We start from the raw sequence: 13245 nt of genomic DNA on the forward strand, positions 1-13245 counted from the left end.
CCCCCCCCCCCCCCCCCCCCCCCCCCCCCCCCCCCCCCCCCCCCCCCCCCCCCCCCCCCCCCCCCCCCCCCCCCCCCCCCCCCCCCCCCCCCCACTGCCACGCCGGGGGCCTGGGGAGGCGGCCCTGCCGGCTCGGTGTCATGTCCTCATACCGAGAAACTTCCGCAGCGCCCAGAGGTCAGCTGGACCGGGATGCGATCTGGAGACGGGCAGGGCCCCAGACTTCCTCGAACTCCTCGGAAGTGAGGTGTTCGGGGTCATGGCCTTCCCATTCCGAGACGGGCACCTCGGCGGTGATCCCGAACCCGCTGTCGTACTCGTCGAGGCGGCCTGCGTCGTAGGCCCGCTGCCACTCAGCGAGGGAGGCGGCCGCGATGGGTGTCAGCTCAGGCCCTTCGAGTTCGACCTGCCGGCTCACGCAACCTTCGGCATCGACCTCGAAGTAGAACCAGGTGTCTTCCTCGTCCCAGTAGCAGCGCATCCATGTGGTCACTCGGCCATGATGCCGGGCCATGTCCACCGCGCTGCTCACAAAACGGCCGGCCCCCGAGTGCATCCCTGCTGCAGCCAGGCGAGGTGTCAACTCACCACGGACAGACCAGACGAGAAGTCTCGTCGTAGCGCTTTACCGGGGAGCCGGCTTGGGGCTGGTCATGGAGTGAGGTCCAGGATCCGTACCGGCTGGCCTCCCCAGCGCTTCGGCTGGGTGGTGGCCACGATCGCGCCATCGGGACGGTCCGCGGTGGGCTGCGCTGCATGCCGGCTGTGGGCGGCCGCCCAGGTCTCCTGCTGAGCGACGGCGAGTGCGCCGGGCAGGTCCAGATCCAGGACAGTGATGCCGGGCAGGGCGGCCAGGTGCTCAGCAGTGCCAGGGCGGGCCCGGTCGGCCTCGACAAGCGCGCACGTCGGCGCGTACAGGAACCATCCGGTCTCCGCGTGTGCGCGGTGGATCAGCCGGGAGGCCAGCACGTTGCCCTGCCCGGCCGCGGCCATGGCCGTCTCGTCCAGCACGATGTGCATCGCTTCGCTCACGGGCGCTGCACCTGCGCGAGGCGCCGGTCGAGTTCGTCGTCGAGTGCGTGCTGCTCGGCGGAGGTGGGGTCGTACCCGTTCCAGGCCCTCAGCACGGCTTGCGCCTTCTGTGCACGCTCGGCGCGCTCGTCCGGGGTCAGCATCGTCTCGGCCAGGCGGGCCAGGTAGGCGCGCAGGGACAGCCCCTCGGCGGCCGCGATCGCGGCCAGGCGGTCCTTGGCTTCCTCGGGGATTCTCACGTTGGCATCGGGCATCGTGGTGCTCCTTCCCACGACCCTAGGGTACGGGTACGTACCCGTACCCGTCCAGCGCGGCGCAAAGCCCTGCCGTGGTTCGACCGATATCCCAACACGCCATGTCCGGCGGCACGGCTGCCATGACGACCATCCGCTCTCGCCGGGATTTCCCTGCTCGCCAGACGGTGTCCGCCCCCATGCGACAGCATGTCCATACAGCCGGTGGCGTACCGAAGGGTCTGACAGATGGCGGGGCGGGGGCCTTCGAGGCAGGAACTGATTCGGCGACGGCGTGCCGTCGGCTTCATCGGGCGCCAGGGCGAGATCGGCGCGTTCCGCGACGCGCTGAGACAGTCCCCGGAGGAGGCGGCTCAGTTCCTCTTCCATGTGCGGGGCCCGGCCGGGGTCGGGAAATCGACCCTGGTGCGGCAGCTGGAGACCATCGCCCGCGAGGCGGGGGCGGTCACCGCGTACGTGGACGAGTCCGTCGCGGACGTAGTCGAAACGATGGAGGTCATCAGCGCGCAGTTCGCCCAGCAGGGCATGGCGCTGAAGGGCTTCGACAGACTGCTGGCCACCTATCGTCAGCGCCGGCACGAAGCCGATGCGGGATTGGCCGCAGCCATGGCAGTGCCGGACCCTGCGGGGGGCGCTGCTTCGTCCGCATCCCCCTCTTCTTCCAGCGTGATCGCCTCACAGTTGGGTCTGGTCGGGCTCGGCATGATTCCCGGAGTCGGCGCCTTCACCGGGGCGGTGAACCCGAACCACGTCGCGGCCGGCGCGGACCGCGTCAAGGTCCTCCTCAGCACCCGGCTGCGCAGCCACGGTGACATGGAGCTGGTCCTGTCCCCCCTTGACGCGCTGGCCCCGGTGTTCCTCCAGGAGCTCGGCGAGGTGGCGCGCAGGTACCCCTGGATCGTGCTGTTCTTCGACACCTACGAGCGCACCGGACCGATGCTCGACTCGTGGCTGCGCGATGTCCTGGGCACCGAACGGTACGGGGAACTCCCCGCGAACGTACTGGTCATCCTCGCCGGTCAGTCCCGGCTGGCCGCCCGTACCTGGGAGGACTGGCACGACCTGGTCACCGACTGGCCGCTGGAGGTCTTCACGGAGGCCGAGGCGCGCCGGCTCCTCGCCGGCAAGGGGGTCACCGACGAGCGGGTGGTGGAGGTGATCCTGCGTCTCTCGGGCCGGCTGCCGGTGCTCGTCTCCACCCTGGCCGAGGCGCAGCCGGGAACGGTGGAGGAGATCGGGGATCCGAGCGGCACCGCCGTCGAACGGTTCCTGAAGTGGGAGCCCGACCCCGCCCGTCGGGCCGCCGCCCTGGCCTGCGCCTTCCCGCAGGAGCTGGACGAGGACGTGTACCGGGCCGCCGTCGAGGAGGAGGCGTCCGAACTGTTCGGCTGGCTGCGGTCGATGCCCTTCGTCACCGATCGTTCGGGCCACTGCCGCTATCACGAGGTGGTGCGCGGAGCGATGCTGCGCCTGCAGCGCAGGCAGTCGCCGGTCCGCTGGGAGCAGCTCCACACCCGGCTGGCCGATGCCTTCCGCGACCGCCGTGAACACCTTGAGGAAGCCGTCGCCCCGGCCGACGGGTGGTGGTCGGACGACACCTGGCGCGGCCACCGCTTGGAGGAGACCTACCACCGGCTCTGCGCCGATCCCCGCGTCGCCCTCCCGTCCGCGCTGCACGAACTCATCGATGCCTACGACCACGGCATCACCACCCTGCGCCGCTGGGCCGTAGCCCTGGCCCGGGCCGGTTTCGACACGGACTCCGCAGAGCTGACCGGGTGGGCTCGGGAACTGCGCGCGGCTCTTGATGAGACGGCCCCGGGTATCGCCGCCCTGACGCTCCTCCTGGCCCGCCCGGGCCTCGACCCCGCAGGCCGGGCATTGGCCCTGACCCTCCGAGGCCGTGACCATCGCGCCGGCGGGGACTACGACCGGGCCCTGGCCGATTACACCCAGGCCATCGCCCTGCACCCGATGGGCGAGCGCGCCTGGTACGGCCGGGCCCTGACGCGACAACTCACCGGCGACGACGACGCGGCGATCGCCGACTACACCCGGGCCGTAGAACTCGATCCAAGCGACACCATGAGCCTGGTCAACAGAGGCATTCTGTATCGCGTGGCCGGAAGGTACGAGGAGGCCCTGGCGGACGTCGACCGTGTGTTGGAATCCGCTCCGGACCACCAGTCGGCCATCAGCGCACGCGCCGGCATCTGTCATGCGCTCGCCCGTTACGAGGAAGCCTTGGACGACTTCACGCGCCTCCTCACGATCGCACCCGAAGACGAGGCTCAAACGCTGGCGAGTCGGGGCCGCACCTACGAGGCGATGGGACGTCACGAGGAAGCCTTCGAGGACTTCGAGCGTGCCATCGAGCTCGACCCGGGGCTCGTCTGGGCCTTCACAAGCCGCGGACACACGTACCGCAAACTGGGGCGACACGAGGAAGCCTTGGTCGACTTCACGCGGGCAGCTGAGCTGAGTCCCGAGAGTGCCTGGCCCGTCGCGAACAGAGCCGAGACCTACCGCCTGGCCGGGCGGTACGAGGATGCCCTGGCGGACTACACGCGCGCCCTCGAGCTGGACCCCGGATCTGCCTGGGCCTTCACCGGCCGTGGCCTCGCCCTCCAGTCGATGGGGCGGCACGACGAGGCCCACGCCGACTTCGATCACGCCATCGCGCACGACCCGGACTTCCCGGGGAACTACCACCTGCGGGGGATGGCACGGGCCCGTGCCGGCCGGTTCGAGGAGGCCCTTGCCGACTTCGTCCGACTCCACGAGATCAGTCCCGACAACAGCTGGGCCGTCAGGAGGAGGGGCGATTGCCATCGCGTGCTGGGCTCCTACGGGGAGGCTTTGACCGACTACGGTCTCGCCGTCGAACTCCGTCCCGCCAGTGCCTCCACGCTCACTGCCCGAGGTGTCGCGCACCGCCTGCTCGGCCACTACGCCGAAGCGCTCGCCGACCTGACCCGGTCCATCGAGCTCGACGCCGATGACGCGTGGACCCACTACGAAACGGCCGTCGCCATGTCCGCGCTCGGTCACCCGGACGTCGACCACCACCTCACGCGCGTAGTGGAACTTCTAAGCTCTCCCGCCGCCGGGAAGCGCGATGCCTTCGAAGCGGACCACCTCGTCCTCACCTACTGCTTGTGGGGGCGCTGGGAACCGGCAGAGCAGCGCCTCGCGGAATTCCTGGAGGGCGCTGAACCTCCTGGGCAGGTGCGCGTGCTGCTCCATGCCCTCCGCAGCCTCGTCCCGGTGATTCCGACGAGCGAGCCTCGCATCGCGGTGTTCTGCCAGATGCTCGGGGAGGGGCTCACCGTGCCTGGCCAGTAGCCCCCTCACCCCCCACGGTGCGCGTGACGTGGGGAGCTCGGCCAGGTGCTCGGCGACTTGGCAGCGCCTGCTCTGGGCGCAGCGGTACCGTGCGGCCTCAGGACGCCGCGAAGTGCATCCCTTGCCGGGGGCGTCCGCGGTCGGCAGCCCCGCAACTTCCTGGATGGGATCCCGGTGCGTCCGAACCTGGTCGCGGAGATCAACATTCGGCTGCATGGCGTTGTCCACCTCGCAACGTCTGAGGCGAACACGCGTGGCCGCCTCTACAGCTGGAGCGTCTGAGCGTCCCCTCGCGAGGGCCGCTCGTTCTTGACGCCGCTGCACGCCAGAAGCTCGGTCCCGGTGGCGTCGAAGTACAGGGTGAAGAACCAAGACCGGTCTGCTGCGACGATGTTGCCAGTACGCAGTTGTTCGTCCTGGTGCAGAGCTCGGAGGATCTCGACGCTCTCGTCGAGGCCGAGGGTCGTCAGGCCGATCTGCAACGACCGTTTCAGCCTTGTCGCAGCGATGCCGAGGACCATCCACTGTGGCGGCTGTCCGTTGTAGAGCATCACCTCACCGCCGGCGGCGATGGCGTCACGTGCTGCCTCGCAGGCACTGGTCTGGTCTTTGAGCATCGCGGTGATGTCGGGCTGACCTGGGTTCTGCTCCTCGGTGGCCAGGCGGCGACTGTAGGCAGCAAACGCGGGCGTTGCTACGGGATTCGGCGTGGCTGCGCGGGCACGGCGGGTTCCCACCTCTGAGGGTCGGCACCTCGCCACCACGAGTCGGGGTCGGTCAGGTCCCTGGTCTCGGCCGCCTGTCGCTGCGGCGACCCTACCCCCAGCGCCGGATCGCCAGGACGTTTCCTTGTGCACGGCTTCGAGCGAGGGCGAGGGGGGCGCTATGGCGCCGGTGACACGGCGTCGCCGGCGACGACCGGGGCACCGGCCGTGGCCGCCGCCTCGATCAGGCACGGGGACACTGCCCGGACCGTCGTGCGCCCCGGGCGGCGGGCATGCCTGGCCGAAGGACGGGAAGGGGCCCGGGCCCGGAGTGCGTCTTTCAGGCTGCGGCCTTGGGGTTCGCAGCGGCTGCGGTGCGGTACTCGGCGTTGAGGCGCTGTGCCTCCTCGAGTTGGTCTTCGAGGATGACGATGCGGCAGGCGGCCTCGATCGGGGTGCCCTGGTCGACGAGTTCGCGGGCGCGGGCGGCGATGCGCAGTTGGTAGCGGGAGTAGCGGCGGTGGCCGCCGGCGGAGCGGAGCGGGGTGATGAGGTGGGCTTCGCCGATGGCGCGGAGGAAGCCTTGGGTGGTGCCGAGCATCTCGGCCGCCCGGCCCATGGTGTAGGCGGGGTAGTCGTCGTCATCGAGACGGCCGAAGGTGTCGTCTGCTGTCATCGAACCTCTCTGTGGATCGCGTGGAGGGGCCCGGGTGCCTGCCGGCACCCGGGCCCCGAAGGAACTGCTACACCATCTGCCGGCCCTGATGCTGCGCCGGCCTTCTGTTTCCGCTGACCCGACCTGAGCTTCGTCGGGGATGCGGGGATCGCGTATGCGTGACCGGAGACCACCTCGCTATCGATGTCCTGCGGTACCCGGACTCGCGTGGCGTCCGGGCGATCCTGATGGCGCTTTCGTTCCTCCGTTCATCCCTCTGGGATCACTTCACTGACCAGTACCGCTGGAAACTGCACGCACTGCGGTACTGCACCTACCGATACTGCTCGTGGCCTCTCCCAGCGCCACTTCGGCAGCCAGCCCCGTCGCCCATCCTGCGTCTGCTCTGGCTTAGAACCCCACTGCCGAACCTCCCGGTGCGCGCGCCCGCAGCCGACGCCTTCACCGAGGTGCTGCTCCTGTATTTCGCTGCTGGATCCTTCCGTACCGCGGGTACTTCTCTCACTGCTGTACTGCGAACTACGTGAACCGCTGATGTTGCGAACTGCACTTCCGCGTACTACCACCTGCGTTGACCGCGGTACTGCTCACGGCGGCCCCTGACACTGCGGGCCACCCGGTCCGGTCACCAGTCCCGTCGCCGTCCTGCAACAACGCTGGCTTCGACACTCCGTCACCGCACCGTCCTGCGAACAACAACTACCTGTTCTGTTCTGCGGTACTGCTGCCCGGCAGTTCGTCTCTGCCGGGCCCTGCGGTCTTCTGGGCTACGAGAGAAACCATAACCAGGACACCAGCGAATGTCTACTCCGGCGACCATAGATTTTCGCGTGTCCAACAGGCAGGTAATCGGCTGCGGACAACCGAGGGTGAGCGGGGCGGCAGGAGGTGGCAAGCAAGTCCGGTGATCGGCCCGCCGGGAAGCAGCCGGGCTACGGGATCGCACTGAGCATCGTCGGTCCTCTTCGCTTCCCTGCGACATGCGACGGTCCGGCCGGGCGGCGTCAGCGTCGGCTGCAACCACCCGGCCGGACCGGGAACCGCAATCAGTACCGTCACGAGATCAGCCCCACGTCGCGGGAAGCCGCCCTACCGTGACCGGTCGCGCTGTCAGTGGTGCTTGTTGTGCTTGTTGTGGTGGTCGTGCTTGTCGTGGTGCTTGTTGTGCTTGTTGTGCTTGTCGTGGTGCTTGTTGTGCTTGTCGTGGTGCTTGTTGTGCTTGTCGTGGTGCTTGTTGTGCTTCTTGTGGTGGTCGTGCTTGTCGTGGTGGTCGTGCTTGTCGTGACCCTCGACGATGCCGACGGCCGACGCGGCGGGCTTCGCGGACGCCACCGTGGCGGAGGCCGGCAGGATGGCGGCACCGGACAGCAGGGCGCCCGAGGCGAGGATGGTCGCGAGGCGGAAGCCGCGCCGCTTCGGACGGACGTCGTTGGGGGTGTGAACGGTGCGGGTCATGACATGCTCCTTGCGATAAGAGGTTCGTGGAATTACAGGACATACGGTGTCAAGCGGCGGACTCTTTCCGGTCGACGATTCGGTGAGAAGGACTGCCCTCGGCGAGCAATTCCGTCTTGCCGTTCCGCTTCTTCGTCTTTCCGGTGGGGTCCGTGCTTCAAGTAGGCCCGACCTGCCCGGCAGGGTCATGTTCCGAAGACTCGGGACTGGACGCGGCCGGAATCCTCAGGTATAGGCATCGCCCGCACGGGCCTCGGGACGCGTCCGCAGGGGCGCGCCGCGCGCCCCGTCCGGCGGTGTGCTGCCCGAGGTGCGGGGCGCCCACAGGCGGGTCAATATGGCGGAGAAGCCGGACCGGTCCGTGTCACGGGCCTCCGGCGCGACAGGGTGACGCGTGCGGGCGCGGGTCGGGAGGTGGCGCATGCAGCTGGACGAGTCGAGCAGAGCCTGGGTCATGATCATCGGGGTCGTCGCCGTCATCCTCGCCAACCTTCTGGCGATCATTCTGATGAACACCATCGGGCGGTGATTCCCGGGGACGGGGATCGGGGGCGCCCATGGGCAAGAACAGCCCGGTCTCACGGCATCGCCTCAGGTAGGGGCGCAGCCGGTCGAGCGCCGCCTCGAGGCGGTATCCCTCCGCCCGGCCGAAAGCGCCTTCACGGAGGTCGAGACATACCTGGGCCGCGGCGTCACGACGGCGGCTTCCGGTTCGGCGCACACGGCAGACACGCCCGTACCGTCGCGCCGTGCCCGGAGCAGTCCCACCGAATCGCCGGGCACCTGACCGCTGCCGAGCCCGGGCATCCGTGGACCGTATGCGGTTAGCCGCCGCAGGCGGGTCGAACGATGTCCTGGACGCGGTCCTGGTTAGTCCGGAGGGAGTGGCCGAAGTAGCGCTGACCGGTCGGTGGACCCGGGGCGGCGTGATCCGTCACCCGCTCCGGTTCGAGCGGCTGCGGACCGTCACGGCCGAGGACGTTCCTCGGTTCGGCCAGGGGGCCGGGGCTCACCCCCCGCAGGCGGCCGGTGACGTCGTGCGGCCGACCGTGCGCTCTTCCTGACCGGTCCGGCCAGGAAGAGCACTCGGCAACGTGCCCCCACCCCGGCACCGTCCAGCCGACGCGGTTCGGCCCGCGGGGTCAGGCCAGGGCGGCGACGAGCAGGGCGAAGGCGGCGATGATGACGGCGACGCGGACGTCGTGGAAGCGGTCCCAGCGGTGCATCTGCTCCTTCCAGTCCTCGGGCCGGTTCTCGGGGGTCCACGTCTTGTTCCGGTTGTTGATCGGGACGAGCAGAAGGACCGACATGACCACGCTGAGGATCAGCAGCGCGCCGGCGGTGACGACCAGGCCGGCGCCATGGTGGTGCCAGCCGACAATCGCCCAGACCGCGACGAGGACGAGCGAGCCGATGTACCAGACCGGCATCACGGCCCCGAGCATCCTGCCCCCGTGAGCGCGGCCGAGTTGGCCGCTGTCCTCCGGGAGTGCTTTGAGGATCGGGTTCACGACGAAGGCGACGGAGAACTCCACCCCCACCATCACACCGACGACCACGGTGGTGAAGACCTCGAGTGCGTTGAACATGACGACCCCTCCCGATATCTAGCGTCGCTAGTCGATGAAGCAACGCTAGACCTTCTACCGCTCGATTGTCTAGCGGTGCTAGGGTCGAATCATGTCGGTACAGGAACGCAAGGAGCGCGAACGGGCGGGTCGCGAGCGCCTCATCGTGGCGACGGCCCGCGAACTCGCCGAGCAGCGGGGCTGGGACGCCGTCACCACCCGCCGGCTCGCCGAGCGCATCGAGTACAGCCAGCCCGTCCTCTACAGCCATTTCCGCGGCAAACGCGAGATCATCGGCGCCGTCGCCCTGGAGGGCGCCACCGAGATGGCCGCAGCGCTGCGGGCCGCGGCCTCCTCCGCGGACTGCCCGCGCGCCCAGGTCACCGCCATCGCCCGCACCTACCTCGACTTCGCGGAGCGCAACCCGGCGGTCTACGACGCCATGTTCCAGCTCGACGGCGGCCTCGCGTTCGCGACCGAGGACACCCCGGAGCCTCTGAAGGACGCCTTCGCCGCCCTGCTGGAGACTCTCGGCGAGGTCGCCGGGGAAGGCGTCCAACCGGGCTTGTTCACCGAGGTGTTCTGGGCGGCCCTGCACGGAGTGGCTACCCTCACCCGGGCAGGACGGCTGCCGCCGGAGGACGCCGAGCGGAGGGTCGAGCTGCTGGTGGCCCGACTGGCCGTGGTCTGACCGATCGCCCGCCGACCAAAGTGCTCAGCGCCGACACGTCAGGCAACGAGCAACCCGGTGCACCCATGCGGTCACAGCACCAGCCGCGCGCCCGAACGTGACGGAGCCCGGGAGCATGTCCAGCTCCCGGGCTCCAGCTTGCCACCCATTTGCGCACACCGGCGGCGTTTAAGATCCGCGGGTCATGTTGAGATCGACGTGTTCTGCCTTTGAACTACAGCGCCACGAGAGAGGCGCCGAGGGGACTTGAACCCCCATCCGTCGATGTTCGCCCGCGCTCGGTCGATCCGGTGTTCGGCGGCGAATACTGAGACTGGAGCGAGAATCTGAGTTTCACGGGGCCGCCTCTGCCAGGCTTGGGCCACCCCCGCACGTGGTGCGGGGAGAGGGATTCGAACCCCCAACTGACACCCCATATCAGCTTCAACATCAGTTTCAGCTTGCGCTCATCGCGCACCCTCCGCTCGCGACGGAGGGCGTGTGTGGGGGCTACCGGAAGAGGTAGCCGAATACCGCGTCGCCGACCCGCTGGTCCGTGACTTCGGTGTTGTTCGCCTCCTCGCGGGCGAACTTGACGGACTGCTGGAGCTTCTCGACGCGGTCGAGGAGTTCGTTGACCCGTCGGGCGGGCAGCGCGCCGGAGAACTTCACCGTGGTCCAGTAACCGACCGGGACGTCCTCGTAGTACACCTCGACCTGCGCCGGGTGCTTCTCCGTGGCCTCGGCCTTCACGTGGTTGCGCGGAACCTTCTTCGTGCGGATGGTCCGCACCGGATCCGTCTTCCACGCGTCCGTCGAGGGGTCCAGGTTCCACGACTCCGAGGCGTCCAGCACCGGCAGCTTGCGCACGAAGGTGTGCAGGTCGGTGAGCTGCTTCTCCAGGAACAACAGGTAGGGGACGGGCACCTGGGGCAACAGCACCGTACCGTCGACCACCACGTCCGCGGCCGCGGACCGGTTCGCCCAGTCCTTCGTCGCGGTCACGTCGAAGAGCCGCGTCAGCGTCCCGGCCGTCGCCCGCAGAGCGTCCTCGGCCTTGATCTGCACCCGCGTGGATTCGGGCGGCAGCTGCTCGCCCTCCTCGTCCTTGGGCTGGTAGGTCCGGGAGATGCCTGCCAACAGGGCGGGCTTCTGCACGTCCTGGTGAGCCTGGGTGAGCTCCTGGAGAGCCTTGGACTTGACGCCCTTTTCGACTGCGATGATCTGATTCAGCTTCGGCACACGGTGAACCTAACAACCCCCGTGCGGCACGCACATCCGATTTAACGCCTGCTCCGCCCCATCCAGCCGAAGGGTGTCCAGTCGACTCCGTGCGGGTCGCCGGTGCAGCCGTACACACACAGCCCTTGCCTTGCGCGTGGCCGGCTATCCGTACGGTGCCGAGGGCGGGCGCCGCGTCGGTGGCGACGGCATCGCCGCTGCCAACGCCCAACGGGACGCAGAAGCACCGGGAGCCAGGTGAACCGAACGACCGTGCTCGCCCCCGCAGAACCCTACGATCGGGCCATGACCACCGCCTTGATCCTCATCGACCTCATGCCGCGCATCATCGGCCTCCCGCTCGCACCGCACACCGGCCAGGAAGTGCTCGCCCGCTGCCGCGTGTTGGCCGAGTCATTCCGGGCGAAAGGCAAGCCGGTGGTGCTCGTCCGGGTGGACCGCCCGAACGTCTCCCAGCAACCGCCCGGCAGCGACTTCGCCGACCGTCTGGTCCAAAGCGGCGACATCGTGCTGGTCAAGCGCACCGTCGGAGCCTTCTACGGCACCGAGCTGGACGAGCGGCTGCGCGAACACGGCGTGGGTACCGTGGTGCTCGCCGGCCTGGTCACCACGATGGGAGTCGAATCGACGGCACGGGCCGCAGCCGACCACGGCTACCGGCTGGAGTTCGTCGCCGACGCGATGTCCGGCCTCGCCGCGGACGAGCACGAGTTCACCGTTGAGCGCACCTTCCCCCGCTTCGGCGAGGTACGCAACACCGCCGACTACACCTGACAGGTTTCAGCCGGCCGTGGGTCGCTGCGCCTAGCGTGTGCGCCCACATCCCCGGTGTTGCCGTTCGCCGTCGGGCCCCGGCGTTGGCTCCAGGAGGCGGCGCGCAGGGGTGTAGGGCGGCACGGTGGCCGAAAGACGGGTGGTCCTCCGGCGGTTAGCCGGTGACGGCAACCGGCCGGTTCGGCAGGGCGGTCACGTCACCAGGCGCAGTGCCGGTGGGCCATGCCCAGCCGTATGCCCCGGCGACCGGTCGGCTGCAGGACGTCGCTCTCCTTCCGTGGCCACGACCACGATCCGGTCCGACCTTGCGTCAGTTGCAGCCCTCGCAGCTGCCACCGCGACGCGCGCCGGACAAGCGCGCAAGACCTGCAGGTCGTGAAGCTCGACGCTCAGTGCGGCCGCGGCCCGAGCGCTCTGCGTCGGCGGGCCGCGGCCGCTCTTCCCTTCCGTCATGCCTCGACGCGAGAGAAGGAGAACACTCAGCCAGCATCGATCCCATGGCCGTCAGCGCCCACTCCCCCGACACCACGCCGGCACATCGCGCTCGGTGTCACACCAGGACGTTCTTGTAGAAGAGATTGGAGCGACGGTCACCCGCGTCACCGGAGGCGAAGCCGAGGAAGAGGCGGTCCTCGCCGGCCGCTGTCCGATAGACCGCCAGGCCTTCCGGCTCGCGGAACGTCAGGGTTGAGCCGGCCCTGGTCAGGACGGGTCCCTGGCTGATTGCACCAGTGTTCACGTCGACGCAGGTGATCTCGGAGTCCACCACGTTGCCGTTCGCCTCATAAGAGGTGCCGGTCAACAGGTACAGGTAGCTCCCATACACCGCGTAGCCTTGGATCATGGCCGAGATCGAGCCCAGTGCAGGCTGGGCGAAGTCGGCGAGCGGGCTGCTGAAGTCGCCGCCCGAGGCGGCCGCGAGGCCGTAGATCGCGATGCGCTTCGCTCCGCTCAGGTGGTAGCGGACGGCGAGACGGTCGTGCACGGCATCTATCGCACAGGTGTGTTCGGTGGCGGCTGCCACCGGCTTGAACTTCGTGAGCGCTGACGAACTGTTCGACAGGGTCGTGCCGCTGGTGAACTTGAAGCGCGCCAGGCGGGCACCATAACCGTTCCCGTTGGCGTCGACTTCCGTCCACAGATACGTCGATGTGCCCAGCCCTTGAGCTCCGAAGGCGACGCCGTGACCGAAGCCGGTCAGATACATGTGGCCGAGCTGGTTGCCGGCGAAGTCGAGCTGCGTGACGCACAGGTCACCGGCGGTTTGGGCTGTGCCGTTGCGGCGCTGCGCGACGAAGAGTCGGCGGTTGACGTGGTCGAAGGCGAAACTCTGCTGCACGGTGTCGTCGTGCAGCGTCTTGCCCCTGAACAAGTCGTACGACGGCTCGGTCAGGGCGAAGCGCTTCGACACGGGCACCGCGGCCGAGGCGGACGCGGCCCCGAGCCCCAGTCCCAGCGCGGTCAGCCCTATTCCAGTGCCCGCGCGCAGCAGAGCACGACGACTCAACGATCCGTGGGGCATGCC

General features: G+C 68.9%; 12 protein-coding genes. 3 read left to right on the forward strand and 9 right to left on the reverse strand.

Features of this window, described 5'->3' with window-relative positions; genetic code table 11:
* Positions 1-178 precede the first annotated feature (178 nt).
* The 3 genes from AC07FY_RS23120 to AC07FY_RS23130 all read right to left on the reverse strand — a co-directional run bounded on the left by AC07FY_RS23120 (position 179) and on the right by AC07FY_RS23130 (position 1286).
* Positions 179-481, reverse strand: a complete 303-nt coding sequence (locus AC07FY_RS23120; protein ID WP_479009409.1) for a hypothetical protein — start codon at positions 479-481, stop codon at positions 179-181.
* Between the two features lie 170 nt (positions 482-651).
* Positions 652-1032, reverse strand: a complete 381-nt coding sequence (locus tag AC07FY_RS23125; protein ID WP_479009096.1) for a PIN domain-containing protein — start codon at positions 1030-1032, stop codon at positions 652-654.
* A complete protein-coding gene (locus AC07FY_RS23130; RefSeq protein ID WP_479009098.1) occupies positions 1029-1286 on the reverse strand; it encodes a hypothetical protein in 258 nt (85 codons plus the stop codon). The genes AC07FY_RS23125 and AC07FY_RS23130 overlap by 4 nt, the downstream gene beginning before the upstream one ends.
* A gap of 228 nt (positions 1287-1514) precedes the next feature.
* On the opposite strand from AC07FY_RS23130, the gene AC07FY_RS23135 reads away from it, so the two are divergent.
* Positions 1515-4631 carry a tetratricopeptide repeat protein gene (locus tag AC07FY_RS23135; protein ID WP_479009100.1) on the forward strand — a complete coding sequence of 1039 codons (3117 nt, stop codon included), beginning with the start codon at positions 1515-1517 and terminating at the stop codon, positions 4629-4631.
* 263 nt (positions 4632-4894) lie between these two features.
* Here the strand turns inward: AC07FY_RS23135 and AC07FY_RS23140 are convergent, their stop codons facing one another.
* The 4 genes from AC07FY_RS23140 to AC07FY_RS23155 all read right to left on the reverse strand — a co-directional run bounded on the left by AC07FY_RS23140 (position 4895) and on the right by AC07FY_RS23155 (position 9055).
* On the reverse strand, positions 4895-5368 hold the full coding sequence (locus AC07FY_RS23140; RefSeq protein ID WP_479009101.1) for a hypothetical protein: 474 nt from the start codon (positions 5366-5368) through the stop codon (positions 4895-4897).
* A 307-nt stretch (positions 5369-5675) separates the two neighbouring features.
* Positions 5676-6011: a MerR family transcriptional regulator gene (locus AC07FY_RS23145; protein WP_479009103.1), complete on the reverse strand. Its 336-nt coding sequence runs from the start codon at positions 6009-6011 to the stop codon at positions 5676-5678.
* A gap of 1110 nt (positions 6012-7121) precedes the next feature.
* Positions 7122-7466 carry a hypothetical protein gene (locus AC07FY_RS23150; RefSeq protein WP_479009105.1) on the reverse strand — a complete coding sequence of 115 codons (345 nt, stop codon included), beginning with the start codon at positions 7464-7466 and terminating at the stop codon, positions 7122-7124.
* A 1142-nt stretch (positions 7467-8608) separates the two neighbouring features.
* Positions 8609-9055: an anthrone oxygenase family protein gene (locus AC07FY_RS23155; RefSeq protein ID WP_479009107.1), complete on the reverse strand. Its 447-nt coding sequence runs from the start codon at positions 9053-9055 to the stop codon at positions 8609-8611.
* A 91-nt stretch (positions 9056-9146) separates the two neighbouring features.
* Here AC07FY_RS23155 and AC07FY_RS23160 point away from each other — a divergent pair, with 91 nt between their 5' ends.
* Positions 9147-9725, forward strand: coding sequence for a TetR/AcrR family transcriptional regulator (locus AC07FY_RS23160; protein ID WP_479009109.1), 579 nt, complete (start codon positions 9147-9149; stop codon positions 9723-9725).
* A gap of 489 nt (positions 9726-10214) precedes the next feature.
* Here the strand turns inward: AC07FY_RS23160 and AC07FY_RS23165 are convergent, their stop codons facing one another.
* A complete protein-coding gene (locus AC07FY_RS23165; RefSeq protein ID WP_479009111.1) occupies positions 10215-10946 on the reverse strand; it encodes a DUF7873 family protein in 732 nt (243 codons plus the stop codon).
* A gap of 285 nt (positions 10947-11231) precedes the next feature.
* Here AC07FY_RS23165 and AC07FY_RS23170 point away from each other — a divergent pair, with 285 nt between their 5' ends.
* Positions 11232-11720: an isochorismatase family protein gene (locus AC07FY_RS23170; protein ID WP_479009113.1), complete on the forward strand. Its 489-nt coding sequence runs from the start codon at positions 11232-11234 to the stop codon at positions 11718-11720.
* Between the two features lie 550 nt (positions 11721-12270).
* On the opposite strand, the gene AC07FY_RS23175 is transcribed toward AC07FY_RS23170, so the two are convergent.
* Positions 12271-13242, reverse strand: a complete 972-nt coding sequence (locus AC07FY_RS23175; RefSeq protein ID WP_479009115.1) for a phage baseplate protein — start codon at positions 13240-13242, stop codon at positions 12271-12273.
* Between the last annotated feature and the right edge of the window lie 3 nt (positions 13243-13245).

It is taken from the genome of Streptomyces sp. NPDC045967 (assembly GCF_056430495.1).